Source organism: Streptomyces sp. NPDC006487, from assembly GCF_042870555.1.
Lineage (GTDB): Bacteria > Actinomycetota > Actinomycetes > Streptomycetales > Streptomycetaceae > Streptomyces.
In genome coordinates this window covers 144900-162362 of record NZ_JBIAHN010000021.1, presented here as the reverse complement: position 1 = coordinate 162362, position 17463 = coordinate 144900, and the positions used below count along the sequence as shown (strand labels likewise).

Genomic DNA, 17463 nt, shown 5'->3' with positions numbered 1-17463 from the left:
ACTGCAGGGGGGACCCTGTGGGAGAGTAGGACGCCGCCGAACAATTTTTGAGAAAAGCCCCGTACCGGGTAACCGGTACGGGGCTTTTCTGCGTTCACGGGTCTTTTGGATCCTTGGGTTTTTGGGTCCTTGGGTTTTTGGTTTTGGGGTGGGGAAACTCTGATGAAGTCGGGCTGGGCGGCTCGTTAGGATCCCGAGGTATGAACGAGTACGTGATACGTCCTGTACGGGCTGAAGAGTGGGACAAGGTGAAGGAGCTGCGGATCGCGGCTCTGCGGGACCCGGCCGCGCCGGTGGCCTTCCTGGAGACCCGTGAGCAGGCTGAGGCAAAGAGCGATGAGTTCTGGCAGGAGCGGGCTGCCGGGGGCGCTGTGGGGCGGGGCATTCGGCAGTTCGTGGCCGAAGGGCCCGATGGGGTGTGGGCCGGGACGGTGACCATTCTTGTTGAGGAGGCCGGCACGACCGACATCTTCGACGGGGAGATCGAGCAGGCCCAGGCGCATCTCGTGGGCGTGTTCGTCCGGCCCGGGCAGCGGGGGACCGGGCTGACCGAGAAGCTGTTCGCGGCCGCGCTGGAGTGGGCCTGGGGGGTGGAGGAGCCGGCGCTGGTGCGCGTACGGCTCTTCGTACACGAGGAGAACGCGCGGGCCGGGGCGTTCTACCGGCGGTTCGGGTTCGTGCCCAGCGGGAAGGTCGTGCCGATGCCGACCGACCCGTCCGCGAAGGAGCTGGAGTACGTGTTCCCGCGGCCTGCTTAGCGGGCTGCCACGGGCAGGTCCGCCTCCGGCCAGCGGGAGCGGGCCTGTTCGCGGCTGCGGCACAGGGCGAGGAGCGGGAGCGTCGTGTCCTGGAGCAGCTGCGGGAGTTGGGGGATCGGGGCCACGGCGGCGACGTCCTCGAAGACCAGGGTCAGTGGTGGGTCGAGCCGACCGTCGGATGACCGTGCGGCCATGCGGCGGCCGTGCTCGACCACGCTCGAGGCGAGTGCGGTCAGCAGCGGCATCGCACCCGGGTGGGAACGAGGGTCTTCCAGGGGTTCGCCCACCACGTAGAGGGTGCCCCCTTCGGAGACGAACGATGCCAGGGCGAGGGAATCGGTTCGGTTCGGGGTGCAGGATTCCCGGATGTGGATCGAGGAGAGGGCCGTCAGGGCGCGGGCCGTGAGGTGTTGGGCTTGTTCGCGGCGCTCGGGGTGGGCGGTGAGGGCGCTCTCGAGCTCGCCGGCCGCGCCGGGGGCGTCCGTTGCCGCCTGGGGGTGGGTGCGGAGGATGCGGACCGGGTCCTGGGCGTTGGTGCCCTGGGCCCACCGGTGCAGCTGCTTGAAGGGGCGGTTGTCCAGGGCGGCGGCCTGGAGCCAACTGCGCAGGAGCGTTTCCGCGGTGTCCGCGAGCGCGGAGTCCATGCGGGCCTGGGGGCGGACCGGGGCGAGGAGCGCGATGGCTCGGGCGGCGGCGGTGGCGCGGTCCGCGCAGCCTTCCGTGGGGCTCCAGTGGATGCGGGCCGGGGTGTCGCAGAGGTGGGAGGGGTCGTAGAGGAGGACGGGACCCAGTTTGGAGCGGGCGTCCTTCGTGTCCGACCAGAGGGCGGGGGAGGACGTGATCACGAGGATGGAGCCCTGTGCGGCTGCGATGGCCTGTGCGGCTGCGGTGGTTCGGGCCTCGGGTGGGGCGTACGCCAGGCGGTGGCTTGGGGGTGGGGTCGCGGACGGCATCGGGGCCGGGATGGGGGCGTAGCCGAAGCCGTAGCGGTACGCCTCGTCCGTGGGTGCGGCGCCGTTGCCGGGGGCTCGGCCCTCAAACGCCGGCGGGGCTGAAAGTGGCTGCGACGCCTTCGCCGACGGTGCGGGGATGGGGTGGGGCTTGGTGGGGATGGGGACCGTGGACGGGTGCGGGGCCGTTGTCGGGGGCCGGACCCCGGACCCCTGCGCCTCGAACGCCGGCGGGGCTGAGAATGGCTGCGACGCCGGTGGGGCGGTGGGGGGCTGCGCCGATGAAGGGGCCGGGATGAGGGAACTCGGTGGGGGAGTGTGAGCTTGCTGGCCCGACTGGCCCGACTGGCCCGACTGGCCCGACTGGCCCGACTGGCCCGACTGGCCCGACTGGCGTGCCAGTCTGCGGCGGGATTTCGTGCGGGCGATGGTGCCCAGGGTGAAGATCGCCAGGACCAGGAGGACCAGGAGCTGGCTGATGAACAGGCCCCAGAAGAGGCCCCAGTTGGAGAGGGCCTCGGGGGGTGTGTCCGGCCAGGCGGCCTGGACGTTCTGGGGTTGAGCTATCAGCGAGCGGACCGCGGTCGGGGTGCGGGTGAAGGTGACCTTGTCCGGCCAGGCGCCCTTTGCGAAGAGGGCTGCCAGGCCGGTGGACGTCCAGGTGAGGACGGCCAGGCCCAGGAGGAAGGCCAGGAGGCCTACGAGGAGACCGTCCGGGATGCCGCCCTGGGGGCGCTGGTCCGTGCTGTTGGGCATGTCAGGCCACCGTGGTCGCCGAGCCGCCGGCGTTGCGGTGGCGTTCCATCAGGAGTGCACGCTCCTCCGTCTCCAGTTCGGCGGCGAGGAGGTCGTCGGGCAGGCGGTGCTGGACCGAGGATTCGGTCATGGCGCGGTCGGTGAAGACCAGGGGGCGTTCGGCCTCCGTGATCAGGTGTTTGACCACCTGGACGTTGCCGTTGACGTCCCAGACCGCGATGCCGGGGGTCAGGGTCGGGATGATTTCCACCGCCCAGCGGGGGAGGCCGAGGACCCGGCCCGTGGCGCGGGCCTCGTCCGCCTTCTGGGCGTAGATCGTGCGGGTCGAGGCCATTTTGAGGATCGCCGCCGCTTCGCGTGCCGCCGCGCCGTCCACCACGTCCGAGAGGTGGTGGACGACCGCGACGAAGGACAGGCCCAGGCGCCGGCCGAACTTGAGGAGGCGCTGGAACAGCTGGGCCACGAAGGGGCTGTTGATGATGTGCCAGGCCTCTTCGACCAGGAAGATGCGCTTCTTGCGGTCCGGGCGGATCCAGGTGTGTTCCAGCCATACGCCGACGATCGCCATCAGGATCGGCATGGCGATGGAGTTGCGGTCGATGTGGGAGAGGTCGAAGACGATGAGCGGGGCGTCGAGGTCGATGCCGACCGTGGTCGGGCCGTCGAACATGCCGCGCAGGTCGCCGTCGACCAGGCGGTCGATGACGAGCGCGACGTCCAAGCCCCAGGCGCGGACATCGTCTATGGCCACGTTCATCGAGAGCGCCGACTCGGGTTCCGGGTGGCGCAGTTGTTCCACGATGTCCATCAGGACCGGCTGGCGGTCCGTGATGGTTTCCACCACGTAGGCGTGCGCGACCTTGAGGGCGAAGCCGGAGCGTTCGTCCAGGCCGTGGCCCATGGCGACTTCGATGATCGTGCGGAGCAGCGCGAGCTGCCCGGTCGCGGTGATCGCCGGGTCGAGGGGGTTGAGGCGGATCCCGTCGTTGTTCGCGGCGATGGGGTCCAGGCGGATGGGGGTTATTCCCAGCTGCTGGGCGATGAGGTTCCATTCGCCGACGCCGTCCTCGCCCTGGGCGTCCAGGACGACGACCTGGCGGTCCCGGAAGCGGAGCTGGCGCAGGACGTAGGTCTTCTCCAGGGCTGATTTGCCGTTGCCCGACTCGCCCAGGACCAGCCAGTGGGGGGCCGGCAGTTGCTGGCCGTACAGCTGGAAGGGGTCGTAGATGTAGCCCTTGCCGCTGTAGACCTCACGGCCGATGATGACGCCCGAGTCGCCGAGTCCGGGGGCGGCGGTGGGGAGGTAGACCGCTTGCGCCTGGCCCGTGGACGTGCGGACGGGGAGTCTGGTGGTTTCGACCTTGCCGAAGAGGAAGCTGGTGAAGGCGTCCGTCAGGGCGGACATGGGATCTCGCATGGGCGGCCATTCCCTCCAGCTAGCGTCGGATGCCGGTGGCGAACGGCAAGGTGTTGACGAAGGCGCGGTGGTGCTCGCGGTCACACCATTCGAGCTTCAGGTAGGACTTGCCCGCCGAGGCGCGGATGGTGCGCTTGTCGCGGGCGAGGGCTTCGGGGGAGCGGGAGGAGACCGTGATGTACCCGACCAGGTTGACCCCGGCGGCGCCGCTCGCGAGGTCTTCGCCGCGCTGGTCGAGCCGGCCGTGCGCGGCGATGTCCCGCGGGTCGACGGTGCGGTTCATCTTGGCGGCGCGGCTGGCGTCGGCCTCGTCGTTCGTCTTCTCGGTGAGCATGCGCTCGATGGCGATCTCGGTGGGCTCCAGGTCCATGGTGACGGCGACCGTGCGGATGACGTCGGGGGTGTGGACGAGGAGCGGGGCGAGGAAGTTCACGCCGACCGGTGTCATCGGCCACTCCTTCACCCAGGCGGTGGCGTGGCACCAGGGGGCGCGGGTGGAGGACTCGCGGGTCTTGGCCTGGAGGTAGGTCGGTTCGACGGCGTCCAGTTCGGCGGGCCAGGCGTTGCGCTTGGTCATGGCCTGGATGTGGTCGATGGGGTGGTCCGGGTCGTACATGGAGTGCACGAGGGAGGAGAGGCGGCCCTGGCCCAGGGGCTGGCGGACGCGGATGTCGGCCTCGGCGAGGCGGGCGCAGATGTCGGTGAGCTCGCGGGCCATGACGATGGCGAGACCGGCGTCGCGGTCGACCTTGCGGCCCTTGTACGGGGCGGCCGCGCGGGCGATGGTGTGGGCCTCGGCGGCCAGCTCGCGGGTGAAGTGGATGCAGGCGACGAGGTACGCGCGGTGCTGCTCGGAGGAGGTCGACACCATCGACTGGAGCTGGTCGTACGAATCGCGCAGCCAGACGGGGGCGTGGGTATCGCCGCGGGCGGCGACGTCCTTGTCGTGGGCCTCCGGGTCGGCGGGCAGGGTGCGTACGAGCATCTGGAGGCGGGTGACGAAGCCGTCGCCGTTGGCCACGTGCTTGAGGAGGGTGCCGAAGCGGTCCACGAGGGCCTCTTGGTCCTCGCTGTCGCGCAGGCCCACGCCGGGGCCCTCGATCTCGATGGCGGCGGTGACGGTTCTGCGGTCCGCGTGGAGCAGGACGGCGATCTCGTCGGGGCCGAAGGGGGCGGCGAGCCAGTTGATGCGGCCGATGCCGGGGGGCGGGCCCACCTCGACCTCGCGGCCGTCGCCGGCGCGGATGCCCGCTTCCATGGCGCCGGAGCGGAAGGTCGTGCCGCGGCGCAGGGTGCGCTTGAAGCTGCGGTTGATCTCGAACCAGCGGTAGAAGGTGCGGCCGCGGTAGGGGACGTAGACGGCGGCGAGGGCGAGCATCGGAAAGCCGGCGAGGGAGACGATGCGCAGGGTGAGGGAGGGGACGAGCAGTCCGCTCATCATGCCGAGGAACGCGCCGACGATGATCAGGGCGATCTCGCCGGTCTCGCGGTTCTTGCCGACGATCGCGTTCGGCCGGGCCCGGCCGATGAGATACGTGCGGCGGGGCGTGACCGGGTGGAGCTGGTGGGACTGGGTCGTCACCGCCCGTCACCTCCTGTGTTCCTCGTGCTGGAGCCCGTACGGGGCGGGGGTGCGGCGGCGGGGCCGCCGCTGTTCCCGCCGCCGGAGCGTCGGCTGCTGTGTGCGGCCATGCCTCCGGAGATCTGGTTGTCGCCGCCGGCGCGGTGGGCGCCGCCGCCGCTGTTTCCGCCGCCGCCGCGGCTGCTGTGGGTCTTGATGCCCTGGGAGACGAGGGAGGCCGGGGAGCTGATGACGGCGGCCGCCTGGGCGCCGTCGGTGGCCTTGCTGCGGTTGGTGCGTGCGGAGGCGATCTCGTCGCCGAAGCCGGGGACGAAGCGGTAGATCATCGCGGAGGCGAAGATCGCCAGGAGGATGATGGAGAGGCCGGAGACGACCGCGGAGAAGGCGTTCGGGCCCTTGTCGCCCGCCAGGGCTCCGGCGAGGCCGAGGACGATGACGATGACCGGCTTCACGAGGATGACGGCGATCATGATGCCCGCCCAGCGGCGGACGTGGCCCCAGAGGTTGCGGTCGACGAGGCCGGCGTAGACGACGGTGCCGAGCAGGGCGCCGACGTAGAGGAGCGCGGCGCGGATCACGAGCTCGAGGCAGAGGATGCCGGCGGCGAGGACGGTGACGAGGGCGACGACGATCAGCATGATCGGGCCGCCGCCGATGTCGTCGCCCTTTTTGAGGGCCTCGGCGAAGGAGCCGAAGAAGACGTCGGTCTGGCCTCCGGTGGCGGAGGCGATGACCTCGGTGACGCCGTCGGTGGCGGAGACGATGGTGTAGAGGATGAGGGGGGTGAAGGCGGAGGCGAGGACGGTGAGCCAGAGGAAGCCGATGGCTTCGGACATGGCGGTGGTGAAGGGGACGCCTCGGATGGCTCGTTTGGCGACGGCGAAGAGCCAGAGGACGAGCGTGAGGATGGTGGAGGCGGCGAAGACGATGGCGTACTGCTTGAGGAAGGCGCCGTTGGTGAAGTCGACGTTGGCGGTGCCGTTCACGGCTTTGCTGAGTTCGCCGACGATCCAGGCTGCGGCGTCGGCGCAGCCCTTTGCGAGGGAGGAGAGGGGGTTGAGGGCGTCGGCGGGGTCGTTGGGGGCCAGGCCTGCGCCGGGGCCGTTCGGGGCGGTGCCCTCGCGGTTGCAGTACTGCTTCGCAGGGCCGATCAGCAGGTCGCAGGGGTCATCGCTGGGCAGCCGGGACGGGGTTGGGGTGGGGCTCGGGGCGGCGTAGGCGCGGGTCGCCAGGCCTGCGATGGCCAGTTGGGCGAAGGTGACCACGCCGACCCGGAGCCTGAGGCTAGCGGGCATAGGTGAAGCCTCCGAACTCCTTGACGGCCTTGCTGATGTCCTCGGAAGGCGACGCGACAGCGTCACCGGGAACCGGCGCCGGACCGTCCTGCTGGGAGTCGGAGGCGACCTTCCAGTCTCCGCTCGACCAGACCAGTTCGAACGTCCAGGTCTTCCACGTGGTGCGTACCGGGTCGGTGGACTTCGGGCCGGACATGCCGATGAGGCCGGTGTACCAGACGGAGACCTTCGCGTTCGTGGGCGCGTAGCCGTCGACCCGGGTTCCGACGGGGACGGCGCGGGTGACGAAGGAACTGCCCTGGGGAGGGTTGCCGTTCGCGTCGAGTCCCAGCTTTGCGAGGAACGGCACGGAGTACGCCTCGTCCTGAGGGGCTCTCATCCTGGACGCGGCGTCCGGAGTGTAGATCCCTTCCACGAGCGCGTGGCGCGTGTTCTTTTTGAACATGCCGTCGGAGCCCAGCGCCACCGCGTAGTTCGCCGCCGCGGACTGGGCGCCCTGTTCGGTCTGGGCGAACCCCTGCGGGATGCCTGCGGACTTGCCGTCCACCGGGGGGACGCCCGTGGCTGCCGTCGGGTTGGTGGCGGTGGGGGCCTTGTCGGCGGTCGGGGGGGTTTCGGGGGTGCGGGACTGGTTGGCGAAGGCGATGGCTGCGATGAGGAGGACCACCACGCCGACGACCGTGATGAGGCCTCGGGGGGTGCGGCGCGGCGGGGCGTACGGGTCCGAGGGCTCCGGGAAGCGGGTACGGGTCTGGCCGGTGCCGCCGACCTCGCCGCCACCGTATTGGTCGTCGGTGCTCATTCGGTGTTCGCCCCCTCCGCGTCGTACGACGGTAGCGCTGGTATCCGCGCAGGCGCGGCGTGGTGAGTCCTCATCAGGGCTCGGGCTAGACGGCCATTCCGTAGACGATCGTGAAGAGGGTGCCCAGTGAGCCGATGATGAAGACGCCCGTCAGGCCGGCCACGATGAGGCCCTTGCCCTGTTCCGCGCTGAAGGTGTCGCGCAGTGCGGTCGCGCCGATGCGCTGCTTGGCCGCGCCCCAGATGGCGATGCCCAGGCAGAGCAGGATCGCTACGGCCATGACCACTTCGATCATGATCTTCGCCTCGTTGCCGAGACTGCCGAACGGCCCCCAGTTCGGGGCGATTCCGCCGATGATGGTGGTGATGTCGCCCTTTTCGGCTGCCAGGATCATGTAACTCACCGCCCCTGTATGGGTAGTTCCGGTAGCCCGTGCCCGGACGGCAGGGGTCGCTCTCTATCTTCCCTGATGAAACCGCCGTCGGATGTCGACTTGACTGCTCTCTTTACCCGATCTGTCGCCCCGGGTGCCGTTCGTGCGTCCTGACCTGGGGTCGGGCGGCGTGTGGGGGAAAGAACGTATGGTCACTCTGTGTATCACGGGGGGTGACTGCGGGCAATGATTGTCGTGCCGGTGGGCTGGGTGGTTGTCGTGGGGGCGCCGTTTGGCGCAACGGGTCGTGGTTCGTTCGACCATACCGATGATGTTTTCCGACATTCCGTCAGTCGGGCGATCCGGGTGGCCGGTTGCGGGTGATGCTCCACGTGGTTCGGTACGGAGACGCGAGGAGTGGTGGCGGATGGGTTCTCGGGGCAGGGCGGGACGGCGGGCGGCTTGGTTGGCCGGTGGGTTCGCGGTGCCGTTGGCGCTCGTGTTCACGGGGGTCTCGGTGCCGGTGGCCGTCGCCGTCGGGAGTGGTGCGTGCGTGTCTCCCGTGTCCCCGGGAGGCGGCGGTGGCGATGACCGGGTGGCACCCGTGGGGGGTGGCGGGTGTGTGGGGCCGCGTGGTCCGCAGGGGCCGAAGGGTGACCGCGGTCCGAAGGGTGACCGCGGTCCGAAGGGTGACCGGGGGGCGAAGGGTGACCGGGGGGCGGCCGGTCCGTGTGTGGACATGGACTCGGTGAAGGCGCAGGGCAATCAGGAGCTCAGTGCTGCGCTGAGCCGGGGGAAGGCGTACATCGGTCGGCGGACCGTGATGGGGACGACGGTCGGCGCCTACGCCTGGAAGGACCTCACCACGCCGGCGAACCCCGGGTTCCCGAGGGGCGCGTGTGCGGTGTCCGTCACCTATACCGGCCAGCGGGCCTACGTGAAGGTGCTGACGGCCGGCGGGGACGTCTCCGAGATCTTCTGCGACTACTCGGCCGCGGGCTTCGCGTGTCCGCTCGGCTGGCAGGCCGTCGTCAGGCCCTGACGGCCGGCTTCCCCGCCGGTGCCGCGCCCGGGGCACGAGCCGGGCGCGGCGCCCGCGGGGAAGCCGGGCCGGGGCGACAGGCTCTAGGGGACGAAGACGTTCGAGGCGAACGAGGCGAAGCGGGTCTCGCCGGAGTGGATGACGGCGATGACCGCCCCGGTGCACCAGCGGCCGCTGGTGATGAAGACCGGGCTGTCGGTGTGGTTCGTGACCGCGGCGGGGCCGTCGTGCAGGATGCAGCCGGACGGCTCGTGGAACGGGTGGCCGTTGACGACCAGTTCGCCCGAGGCCGCGTGCGCGGAGCCGCCGAGGCCGAGGACGAGGGTGGCGGCGGCCGCGAGGGTGCCGAGGGTCGTGGTCGGTCGTCGCATGGTGGGGGAACCTCCAGTGGGCCGGCAGGTGACGGTCGTCTTCCGGTTGCGTGCCTCACGGTAGGGGGTCACGTGCGGACGGTGACATCCGTGGAGGGGCGTGTGGGTGCGCTGGGGGCGCACACGTGTCCCGCGTGCGCCGTCCGGAGTCGAGTCGGTCCCGCACCTTTGTCGAGCCGGTCCCGAAGCCGCCCTACGGGAGCCAGTGCGCGGGGCGGGTGAGGGAGGGCGGGATGCGGGTCGCGGCGCTGCCCCGGGCCGCGTTCAGCTGGGGCTGTGTGAGGAAGAGGGCGCCCGTGAGGTCCGCGTCGCGCAGGTCGGTGTCGCGGAAGTCCGCGCCGATGAGGTCGGCCGTGCGCAGGTCGGCGCCGCTGAGGTCGGCGGCGATCAGGTAGGCGCCGCGGAGGTTGGCCCCGCGCAGGTCGGCGCCGGGGAGGCGGGCGCCCATCAGGTCGGCGCCGCGGTGGTTCTTCTTGCGGCCCGCCACCTTGGCCCGTACGAGCTCGCTGGTCTTGAGGAGCAGGGTGTTCACCTCCTGGCGCAGCGGGGCGATGTCGAACTCCGCGAGGACCTCCGGGGTCGCCGCGGTCCACCGGGTGGTGTCGGCCAGGGCGGTGCGCAGCTGTGCGTGGAGCGGGCGGGCGGCGGGGAGGGTGAGGGCCTCGGCGAGGTAGAAGAGCAGCTCGTGCAGGCCCCGCATCACGGGGAAGACCCCGAACATCGGGCCGGCGGTGGCGGGGTGGGAGCGCCAGTCGCGGCCCCCGAAGGTGACCTGGGAGACCTGCTGGCCGGCGCCGAAGCAGTCGAAGACGGTGCAGCCCTGGAAGCCCTGGTCGCGCAGCCCGGTGTGGATGCCGCAGCGGAAGTCCTGCCGGAGGTTCTTGCAGGGGGTGCCGGCGGGCTTGTTCACGGCGAAGTCGGTGGACTTGGTGAAGGGCAGCGCCACGCAGCAGAGCGCGAAGCAGTTGGCGCAGTCCGCTTGCAGGAGGGGGAGCGGGGCGGGGGCGGCGGGGCGGGCGGGGCCGGCGGAAGGAGGCTGGGGCACGTCCCCATTGTCTCCCCGTGGGGGACTTGGGCGGCCGCCGGGTGCCCGTACCGCGGAAAGCCCTTGATCGCCGAGGGCGGGTCCGGGGAGCATCGCGGTATGACCGAAGTGATCGCAGTAGCCGTCATCACCTTCCTCGCCGTCATCAGTCCCGGCGCGGATTTCGCCATGGTCGTCCGCAACAGCTACCTCTACGGGCGGCCCACCGGGCTGTTCGCGGCCGCCGGGGTCGCGGCCGGGGTACTGGTGCACGTCTCCTACACGATGCTCGGGGTCGGTCTGCTGATCGCTTCCTCGGCCGAACTGTTCACGGTGATCAAGCTCGCGGGCGCCGCGTACCTGGTGTGGATCGGGATACGGACCTTCCGGGCGCGCGCCGAGGTGGCCGTGGATCTGGAGGAGAAGGGCGGGCTGACGCCGTTCGGGGCACTCAGGAGCGGGTTCCTGACCAACGTGCTCAACCCGAAGACCACGCTGTTCGTCGTGTCCACCTTCACGCAGGTGGTCGGGCCGGGGACGCCGGTGTGGCAGCAGGCCGGGTACGGGCTGTTCATGTCGGCGGCGCACCTGGGGTGGTTCGGGGCCGTCGCGCTGTTCTTCTCCAACTCCCGGCTGCGCGACCGGATGCTGAAGGCCCAGAAGGCGCTGAACCGGGCCATCGGCTCGGTCCTGGTGGGGCTCGGGGTGGGGCTGGGCTTCGCCCGCTGAGTCCGGACCGGGGGAGGGCGAGAGGGGGCTGGCGGTCGTCGATTACCAGTCGGTAGCGTGGCGGCCATGGGTGCCGAGAGCGGTGTCAGCGAAGTCAGCGAAGTCAGTGAAGTCAGCGGTGCAGAGGGGTTCTACGAGCGGGTCGGCGCGGGGCGTTTCCTGGCGAGCGGCTACACGCGCGGCCCGTGGGATCCCGGCTCGCAGCACGCCGGACCGCCGGCCGCGCTGCTGGGTCGGGCGATCGAGGAGCGGCCGGGCGGGCGGGAGGACATGCGGATCGCCCGGATCACGTACGAGATCCTGCGACCGGTGCCGATCGGCCCGCTGGAGGTGACGACCAGCGTGCTGCGGGCCGGCCGCGGCACCGAGGTGGTCGAGGCGGCGCTCGCCCCCGCCGGGGCGGCGCCCGTGATGCTGGCGCGGGCGCTGCGGATCCGGGTGGCGGGGGAGTCCGTGCCGTCCGTCGTGCCCGGGCCGGAGCTGCCGCCGCCCGGGGAGGTGGGGCTCACGCCGTTCTTCCCGGTGCCGTGGGAGAAGGGCTACCACTCGGCGATGGAGACCCGTTTCACGCGGGGCGCGTTCGTCGAACTCGGGCCCGGGACCTGCTGGATGCGGATGAAGGTGCCGCTCGTGGCCGGGGAGGAGCCGCGGCCGCTGGACCGTGTCCTGGTCGCGGCGGACTCGGGGAACGGCATCAGTTCCGTCGTGGACTTCGGGCGGTACCTGTTCGTCAACGGCGACCTCACCGTGCACCTGCACCGCCATCCGGCCGGTGAATGGGTGTGCGTGGAGGCCCGTACGAGCGTGGACGCGGCGGGCATCGGGCTGGCGGACGCCCGGCTGCACGACGAGAAGGGGCCGATCGGGCGGAGCGCACAGAGCCTGTTCGTGGCGCCGAGGGAGTAGGAGCGGGAGCGGGCCGGACTCCAATAGGTCTTATCGTCTTATGAGTTCACCCGTCCGCCGCGTTCTGTGCTCCAAGTGCTCCGGGTGGGGCGGTTCCTGTGCCGGTCCCCCGGCGGGATGATTCGACACGGGGTGGCGGGAGCCCCGGGAAAAGCCGTTCGATGGGGGAAGGTTGGCGGGTGCGCAGACTCTGGGTGGTCGGTGGAATCAGCTTCGGGGCGTGCCTGTGCTTTCTCGCCCTGCTCGTGGTCGGTACGTACTCGGCGGCCGCGGGCATCGCGACCGGCGCGGGCGGGCGGGCCGGCGGGCTCGCGAAGGGGGCCGTGCCGGGGAAGTACCAGCCCCTCGTGCAGAAGTGGGGCAACCTCTGCCCGACTCTCTCTCCGGCGGTGCTGGCCGCCCAGCTCTACTCGGAGAGCGGCTGGAACCCGGGTGCGGTGAGTCCGGCCGACGCGCGGGGCATCGCGCAGTTCATCCCGGGGACGTGGGCGACGCACGGCATCGACGGGGACGGTGACGGGGACCGTGACATCTGGGACCCGAACGACGCGATCCCGTCGGCGGCTTCGTACGACTGCGAGCTGGCGCGCTACGTGTCCAAGGTGCCCGGGGACCCGGTGAAGAACATGCTGGCCGCCTACAACGCGGGTCCCGGCGCGGTGAAGCAGTACGGGGGCGTCCCGCCGTACCGGGAGACCGAGGGGTACGTGAAGACCATCACGAACCTCGCCAAGAGCTTCGAGGCCCCCGTCGGGCGGGTCGCGCCCTCCCAGCAGGCCGCCGGGGCGATCTATTTCGCGCAGAAGCAGCTGGGGACCCCGTACTTGTGGGGCGGGAACGGGACGCCGGAGCAGGGCGGGCGGTTCGACTGCTCGGGGCTGACCAAGGCCGCGTACGAGTCGGTGGGGATCGACCTGCCGCGCGTGGCCAACGACCAGTACAACGCCGGTCCGCATCCCTCGCGGGCGGAACTGCTGCCGGGGGACCTGGTGTTCTTCTCTGACGATCTGACGAACTCCCGGGAGATCCGGCACGTCGGGCTCTACGTCGGCGGCGGCTACATGATCAACGCACCGTTCACCGGAGCCGTGATCCGCTTCGACAAGATCGACACGCCCGACTACTTCGGCGCGACGCGCGTGACGAAGGACGGTGCGGAGGCGCTGCCGCGGCGCGACGGCGTCGGCAACGCAGCGTGAAGCGAAGGCCCTGAGCTGCGACGATGAGTCACTCTTCGATAACGTTGGGGTGATCATTCGGTGGAGAGTGGAACGTAGCCGCCAGAACGGGCGTTCCATGGTCACTGGGGGCAGGACGAGCGGAAGCGCCGGATTGATCACCGGGGGGCGAAGGGCCGCACATCGGCGTGCGGCCGTACGGGTACCAAGGCAAGGGCAAGGGGCCGCATCACCATGGCTGGACTCACAACAGGTGGGCCGAACGTGGATGTAAGCCTGCTGTACGAGATCAACGGACTGGCGCGGCAAGCCCCGGGCTGGCTGGACCGCACGGTCGCGGTCCTCGGCGATTACGGGATCCCGCTGACCCTCCTGCTCCTGGTGCTGTGGTGCTGGCGCGGAGCGCGCCGGCAGGACGAGCCCGCCGCCGTCGAGTCCTTCGTTGCGCTCGTGTGGGCCCCGCTCGCCGCCGGGGCCGCGCTGCTCCTGAACGTTCCGCTGCGGGAGTTCGTGGGCCGGCCGCGGCCGGCCGCGCAGCACGGCGAGGTCACGGTGCTGGACAGCGGCACCGGGATCGACCAGAGCGCCTTCTCCTTCGTCAGCGACCACACGACGCTCGCGATGGCGCTCGGCGTCGGCCTGTTCGTCGCCCACCGCAGGCTCGGCTTCATCGGGATCGGGCTGGCCCTGCTAGAGGGATTCACCCGGGTCTACATGGGCCTGCACTATCCGACCGACGTCATCGGCGGGCTCGCCCTGGGCACCGCGGTGGTGCTGCTGCTCGCGCCGCTCGCGATGGCGCTGCTGACCCCGGCGGTGCGTGCGGTGGCCCGGTCCCCGCGGCTCGGCGTACTGGTCCGGTCGCGCGACCGCGTGGTGGCCCGGCCGGTGGACCTCGCGGCGACGCCGCCGGCGGGGCGCGGACACGAGAGCGACCTCGCCGCCTGACGGGCTGCTCCGGGCGGTGCCCGGAGCGTCAGCCGATGCGGTACGAGTCCCAGACGCTCAGCACCACGGCCGCCAGCAGGCACAGCGCCGCGGCCCCGAAGCAGACGCGGACCGCGGCCGGACGCGAGCGCGGGGGCGGGGTCACGGATCACCGCCGGGTTCCGTGGCGTCCGCAGGCGCCTCCGCGTCGGAGCGCCGGTAGCGGGAGCGCAGCCACAGCCCGGTCGCCGCGGCCGCGGTGGTGGTGACCCCGATGGCCAGGGCGACGTCGCCGGGCCCGTCGGCCGTGCCCACGGGGCTGGCCCGGGCCGGGGTGGCGGGGGCGAACGCGATCAGCAGGGCCCAGGTGAGGGCGGCGAGTCGGGGCGCGGGTCCGGGCATGAGTCAAGGGCAACCGCTCCCGGGCGTGTCGGCCAGCCGGGCCGTCCGATCGGGCGAACCGGGGGCGTGCAGGGGTGCCGGGCCGGTGCCGGGCCCGTACGAGGCGGGGCGCCGGGCCGGTGGTGGGCCGTGGTCGGCAAGGGTGCCGGGCCCGTGGTGGTCTGTGGCCGACGGGGGTGCCCGGCCCGTGCCGGGCCCGTGGCGGGAAGCCCCGGGCTACTCCGGGGCGTGGCCCGTGGCGTCCTTGCGGGCCAGGTCGCGGGAGCGGCGGGCAGGGCCGCGCCAGCCGCACGTACAGGCGGCCAGGCTGAACGAGCCGCGTTCGGATGTGCTCGTGGCGTGATCGGTGGACGGTGCCGGCACCGCGCTCGAGGAGTCGCGGGGCAGCGGCACTGAGGCAAGCGGAGGGACGAGGGTCGCTTCGGTGTGCGGTTCCACTCCACCAAGGTACCGGGCCGGGGGCGGGTGGGGCACTGGCCCGGCGGGAGGAGCGCGCGGCCGTGACGGGAGGCCCGGGACCTCGTTAAGCGGAGCGGGTGGGGCCTCGGGCAAAGAGCGGTCACGCGTTGGGGGTTGGCAGGCGATGGTGGTGCACCAGCACAGGCGGAGGCGGGGACGCGCGGGTCGGGCTGCGGCCGCGGTCGGCCTGGCCCTCACGGTGGCGGCGTTGAGCGGGTGCGGTGGCGACGCCGTCGCGGGCGACGACGCCCGGCCCGCCGACGATCCGGCGGCGACGGTCCGCGGAGCCGCCGACGCGCTCCTGGCGACCGGGAGCGCGCAGACCCGTACGGCCATGGAAATGGCCACGGGCGGCACCCGGGTCACGATCCGGGGCGAGGGCGGGGTCGACTTCAAGAACCGGATGGGGCAGCTGCTGGTGATGCTCCCCGACGACGCCCAGGGCAAGGCGGAACACCGGCCCATCACCGAGCTGCTCGTACCGGGCGCGCTCTACATGAAGAACCGGGGCGCCGGAGTGCCCGCCGACAAGTGGGTCCGGGTCGACACGACGGCCCTCGCCGACGGGAACCTCGTCACCGGCGGGGCCACCGACCCGATGGCCGCCGCGGAGCTGCTGCGCGGGGCGCAGGGGGTGACGTACGTGGGCGAGACCGAGGTGGCCGGGACCAAGGTGCGGCACTACCGGGGTACGACGGACATCGCGCGGGCCGCCGCGCAGGCCTCACCGGCGGTGAAGGGGGCGCTGGAGGCGGCGGCGAAAGGGTTCAGCAAGGACGCGGTGCCGTTCGACGCCTACCTCGACGCCGAGGGCCTGCTGCGGAAGGTCCGCCACCGCTTCACGTACGTCAACAATGGCGTGATCGATGTGTCCTCCACCACGCTGCTCTACGGCTTCGGGACCCCGGTCACCGTCGTATTGCCGGCCGAAGGGGACATTTACGCCGGAAAGATCGCCGATTAGCCGCCGGGAGCCCCCGGGCCAGGCGGCGCGGTCGGGCCGTGGCGGGCCATGGGCCCGGTGTGGGGGGCCGGAAATGGTCCATCCGTGTCATGTGCGCCGCCCCGCGCGCTCCCTACGCTGAGAAGCCGAGCGCCGGCGACCGGACGACGGCAGATTGAGGTGACACGCGTGACTCCCGCAGGCGGTTCTACGGTGCAGGACCTCGTGGCTCTGGCCGAGATCGAACTGTGCGGAGAGCTGATCATCGCGGCGTCGGCCGTGGCCGAGGAGAGGCTCAGCCAAGACCGGATCGACGAGGTGCTGATGGGCGTGTGGTCCGGCTGACCCCCGTTCCCCGGGTCAGGTGCGCAGCAGCCGGGCGATCGCCTTCGTCGCTTCCTCGACCTTGGCGTCGATCTCTCCCCCGCCCTTGACGGCGGCGTCGGCGACGCAGTGCCGCAGGTGCTCCTCCAGGAGCTGGAGCGCGAAGGACTGGAGCGCCTTCGTGCTCGCCGAGACCTGGGTGAGTATGTCGATGCAGTAGACGTCCTCGTCGACGAGGCGCTGGAGTCCCCGGATCTGGCCCTCGATCCGGCGCAGGCGCTTGAGGTGCTCGTCCTTCTGGTGGTGGTAGCCGTGCACCGCGCCGGCGGCCGTGTCCGCGCTCGTGTCCGTGCTCGCGCCGGTGTCCGTGGTGGCTCCGGAGCCCTCCGCCTGGATGGCAGTCATGCGTCCTCCCGTGGTCCGGAATGGGGGGCCTATACCCCTCATGGGTATAGGGTACCGGCCCTCGTCCGCAGGGGCAGGGGCCCGTGGTCCTCACTCTGCCTGATGGAGGACACTGGGGAACTGCCGGTTAGCCGTGGCCGGGGGATGCGCCTAGCATCAGCCTGACCGAATCCAATGCACCCCGAGGACCTCACGTGCGATTTCGTCTGACCCCCAGGGAGACGAGCTTCTACGACATGTTCGCCGCATCCGCGGACAACATCGTCACGGGCTCCAAGCTCCTCATGGAACTGCTCGGAGCGGACTCCTCCGCCCGGGTCGAGATCGCGGAGCGGATGCGGGCAGCGGAGCACGCGGGAGACGACGCCACCCACGCGATCTTCCACCAGCTCAACTCCTCCTTCATTACGCCGTTCGACCGCGAGGACATCTACAACCTGGCGTCCTGCCTCGACGACATCATGGACTTCATGGAAGAGGCGGTCGACCTGGTCGTCCTCTACAACGTGGAGGAGCTCCCCAAGGGTGTCGAGCAGCAGATCGAGGTACTGGCGCGCGCGGCCGAGCTGACCGCCGAGGCCATGCCCCACCTGCGCACGATGGAGAACCTGACCGAGTACTGGATCGAGGTCAACCGCCTGGAGAACCAGGCCGACCAGATCCACCGCAAGCTGCTCGCCCAGCTCTTCAACGGCAAGTACGACGCCATGGAGGTGCTGAAGCTCAAGCAGATCGTCGACGTGCTCGAAGAGGCGGCCGACGCGTTCGAGCACGTCGCGAACACGGTGGAGACCATCGCGGTCAAGGAGTCCTGAACCTC

20 protein-coding genes are annotated in these 17463 nt (G+C 71.1%); 9 read left to right on the top strand and 11 right to left on the bottom strand.

Annotation, left to right across the window (positions count from 1 at the left end):
• The first annotated feature begins 200 nt into the window (after positions 1-200).
• Positions 201-758: a GNAT family N-acetyltransferase gene (locus tag ACFYM0_RS32760; RefSeq protein ID WP_388507781.1), complete on the top strand. Its 558-nt coding sequence runs from the start codon at positions 201-203 to the stop codon at positions 756-758.
• On the opposite strand, the gene ACFYM0_RS32755 is transcribed toward ACFYM0_RS32760, so the two are convergent.
• The 6 genes from ACFYM0_RS32755 to ACFYM0_RS32730 form a co-directional block, all read right to left on the bottom strand.
• A complete protein-coding gene (locus tag ACFYM0_RS32755) occupies positions 755-2464 on the bottom strand; it encodes a type VI secretion protein (protein WP_388507778.1) in 1710 nt (569 codons plus the stop codon). The genes ACFYM0_RS32760 and ACFYM0_RS32755 overlap by 4 nt on opposite strands.
• A 1-nt stretch (position 2465) precedes the next feature.
• Positions 2466-3881: an ATP-binding protein gene (locus ACFYM0_RS32750; protein WP_266907227.1), complete on the bottom strand. Its 1416-nt coding sequence runs from the start codon at positions 3879-3881 to the stop codon at positions 2466-2468.
• Between the two features lie 19 nt (positions 3882-3900).
• Complete coding sequence (locus ACFYM0_RS32745) at positions 3901-5463, bottom strand: SCO6880 family protein (protein ID WP_327253589.1); 1563 nt, start codon at positions 5461-5463, stop codon at positions 3901-3903.
• On the bottom strand, positions 5460-6758 hold the full coding sequence (locus ACFYM0_RS32740; RefSeq protein ID WP_388507774.1) for a hypothetical protein: 1299 nt from the start codon (positions 6756-6758) through the stop codon (positions 5460-5462). Before ACFYM0_RS32740 ends, ACFYM0_RS32745 begins: the two co-directional genes overlap by 4 nt.
• Positions 6748-7560 carry a hypothetical protein gene (locus ACFYM0_RS32735; RefSeq protein ID WP_388507771.1) on the bottom strand — a complete coding sequence of 271 codons (813 nt, stop codon included), beginning with the start codon at positions 7558-7560 and terminating at the stop codon, positions 6748-6750. The genes ACFYM0_RS32740 and ACFYM0_RS32735 overlap by 11 nt, the downstream gene beginning before the upstream one ends.
• A gap of 85 nt (positions 7561-7645) precedes the next feature.
• Positions 7646-7954, bottom strand: a complete 309-nt coding sequence (locus ACFYM0_RS32730; protein ID WP_031145169.1) for a hypothetical protein — start codon at positions 7952-7954, stop codon at positions 7646-7648.
• Positions 7955-8672: 718 nt separating this feature from the next.
• Between ACFYM0_RS32730 and ACFYM0_RS32725 the strand changes: the two genes are divergently transcribed.
• Entirely contained in the window at positions 8673-8975 is a 303-nt protein-coding gene (locus ACFYM0_RS32725) for a hypothetical protein (protein WP_388507768.1), read from the top strand.
• 83 nt (positions 8976-9058) lie between these two features.
• On the opposite strand, the gene ACFYM0_RS32720 is transcribed toward ACFYM0_RS32725, so the two are convergent.
• Together ACFYM0_RS32720 and ACFYM0_RS32715 are read right to left on the bottom strand one after the other, a co-directional pair.
• On the bottom strand, positions 9059-9346 hold the full coding sequence (locus ACFYM0_RS32720; protein ID WP_388507765.1) for a hypothetical protein: 288 nt from the start codon (positions 9344-9346) through the stop codon (positions 9059-9061).
• 193 nt (positions 9347-9539) lie between these two features.
• Complete coding sequence (locus ACFYM0_RS32715) at positions 9540-10391, bottom strand: pentapeptide repeat-containing protein (RefSeq protein WP_388507762.1); 852 nt, start codon at positions 10389-10391, stop codon at positions 9540-9542.
• A gap of 99 nt (positions 10392-10490) precedes the next feature.
• Here ACFYM0_RS32715 and ACFYM0_RS32710 point away from each other — a divergent pair, with 99 nt between their 5' ends.
• The 4 genes from ACFYM0_RS32710 to ACFYM0_RS32695 all read left to right on the top strand — a co-directional run bounded on the left by ACFYM0_RS32710 (position 10491) and on the right by ACFYM0_RS32695 (position 14131).
• Entirely contained in the window at positions 10491-11099 is a 609-nt protein-coding gene (locus tag ACFYM0_RS32710; RefSeq protein ID WP_243339416.1) for a LysE family translocator, read from the top strand.
• Between the two features lie 66 nt (positions 11100-11165).
• Positions 11166-12005 carry a thioesterase family protein gene (locus ACFYM0_RS32705; RefSeq protein ID WP_388507759.1) on the top strand — a complete coding sequence of 280 codons (840 nt, stop codon included), beginning with the start codon at positions 11166-11168 and terminating at the stop codon, positions 12003-12005.
• A gap of 179 nt (positions 12006-12184) precedes the next feature.
• Positions 12185-13204, top strand: a complete 1020-nt coding sequence (locus tag ACFYM0_RS32700; RefSeq protein WP_388507757.1) for an NlpC/P60 family protein — start codon at positions 12185-12187, stop codon at positions 13202-13204.
• A gap of 213 nt (positions 13205-13417) precedes the next feature.
• Positions 13418-14131, top strand: a complete 714-nt coding sequence (locus ACFYM0_RS32695) for a phosphatase PAP2 family protein (RefSeq protein ID WP_388507754.1) — start codon at positions 13418-13420, stop codon at positions 14129-14131.
• A gap of 141 nt (positions 14132-14272) precedes the next feature.
• Here the strand turns inward: ACFYM0_RS32695 and ACFYM0_RS32690 are convergent, their stop codons facing one another.
• A complete protein-coding gene (locus tag ACFYM0_RS32690) occupies positions 14273-14512 on the bottom strand; it encodes a hypothetical protein (protein ID WP_388507751.1) in 240 nt (79 codons plus the stop codon).
• Between the two features lie 216 nt (positions 14513-14728).
• Complete coding sequence (locus tag ACFYM0_RS32685) at positions 14729-14950, bottom strand: hypothetical protein (protein ID WP_388507749.1); 222 nt, start codon at positions 14948-14950, stop codon at positions 14729-14731.
• Between the two features lie 145 nt (positions 14951-15095).
• Between ACFYM0_RS32685 and ACFYM0_RS32680 the strand changes: the two genes are divergently transcribed.
• Positions 15096-15935 (top strand): hypothetical protein, encoded by an 840-nt coding sequence (locus ACFYM0_RS32680; RefSeq protein WP_388507747.1) that lies wholly within the window; start codon positions 15096-15098, stop codon positions 15933-15935.
• A 168-nt stretch (positions 15936-16103) separates the two neighbouring features.
• Positions 16104-16259, top strand: a complete 156-nt coding sequence (locus ACFYM0_RS32675) for a hypothetical protein (protein WP_250744641.1) — start codon at positions 16104-16106, stop codon at positions 16257-16259.
• Positions 16260-16274: 15 nt separating this feature from the next.
• Here ACFYM0_RS32675 and ACFYM0_RS32670 read toward each other — a convergent pair whose 3' ends face one another.
• Entirely contained in the window at positions 16275-16643 is a 369-nt protein-coding gene (locus ACFYM0_RS32670) for a metal-sensitive transcriptional regulator (protein ID WP_388507745.1), read from the bottom strand.
• Positions 16644-16837: 194 nt separating this feature from the next.
• On the opposite strand from ACFYM0_RS32670, the gene ACFYM0_RS32665 reads away from it, so the two are divergent.
• A complete protein-coding gene (locus tag ACFYM0_RS32665; protein WP_388507743.1) occupies positions 16838-17458 on the top strand; it encodes a DUF47 domain-containing protein in 621 nt (206 codons plus the stop codon).
• Positions 17459-17463 lie beyond the last annotated feature (5 nt).

Coding starts and splice junctions, on each gene's coding strand:
- ACFYM0_RS32705 (WP_388507759.1), top strand. CDS start 11,166: ATGGGTGCCGAGAGCGGTGTCAGCGAAGTCAGCGAAGTCAGTGAAGTC.
- ACFYM0_RS32730 (WP_031145169.1), bottom strand. CDS start 7,954: ATGATCCTGGCAGCCGAAAAGGGCGACATCACCACCATCATCGGCGGA.
- ACFYM0_RS32725 (WP_388507768.1), top strand. CDS start 8,673: ATGGACTCGGTGAAGGCGCAGGGCAATCAGGAGCTCAGTGCTGCGCTG.
- ACFYM0_RS32755 (WP_388507778.1), bottom strand. CDS start 2,464: ATGCCCAACAGCACGGACCAGCGCCCCCAGGGCGGCATCCCGGACGGT.
- ACFYM0_RS32750 (WP_266907227.1), bottom strand. CDS start 3,881: ATGCGAGATCCCATGTCCGCCCTGACGGACGCCTTCACCAGCTTCCTC.
- ACFYM0_RS32670 (WP_388507745.1), bottom strand. CDS start 16,643: ATGACTGCCATCCAGGCGGAGGGCTCCGGAGCCACCACGGACACCGGC.
- ACFYM0_RS32680 (WP_388507747.1), top strand. CDS start 15,096: ATGGTGGTGCACCAGCACAGGCGGAGGCGGGGACGCGCGGGTCGGGCT.
- ACFYM0_RS32695 (WP_388507754.1), top strand. CDS start 13,418: ATGGCTGGACTCACAACAGGTGGGCCGAACGTGGATGTAAGCCTGCTG.
- ACFYM0_RS32760 (WP_388507781.1), top strand. CDS start 201: ATGAACGAGTACGTGATACGTCCTGTACGGGCTGAAGAGTGGGACAAG.
- ACFYM0_RS32710 (WP_243339416.1), top strand. CDS start 10,491: ATGACCGAAGTGATCGCAGTAGCCGTCATCACCTTCCTCGCCGTCATC.
- ACFYM0_RS32720 (WP_388507765.1), bottom strand. CDS start 9,346: ATGCGACGACCGACCACGACCCTCGGCACCCTCGCGGCCGCCGCCACC.
- ACFYM0_RS32740 (WP_388507774.1), bottom strand. CDS start 6,758: ATGCCCGCTAGCCTCAGGCTCCGGGTCGGCGTGGTCACCTTCGCCCAA.
- ACFYM0_RS32690 (WP_388507751.1), bottom strand. CDS start 14,512: ATGCCCGGACCCGCGCCCCGACTCGCCGCCCTCACCTGGGCCCTGCTG.
- ACFYM0_RS32735 (WP_388507771.1), bottom strand. CDS start 7,560: ATGAGCACCGACGACCAATACGGTGGCGGCGAGGTCGGCGGCACCGGC.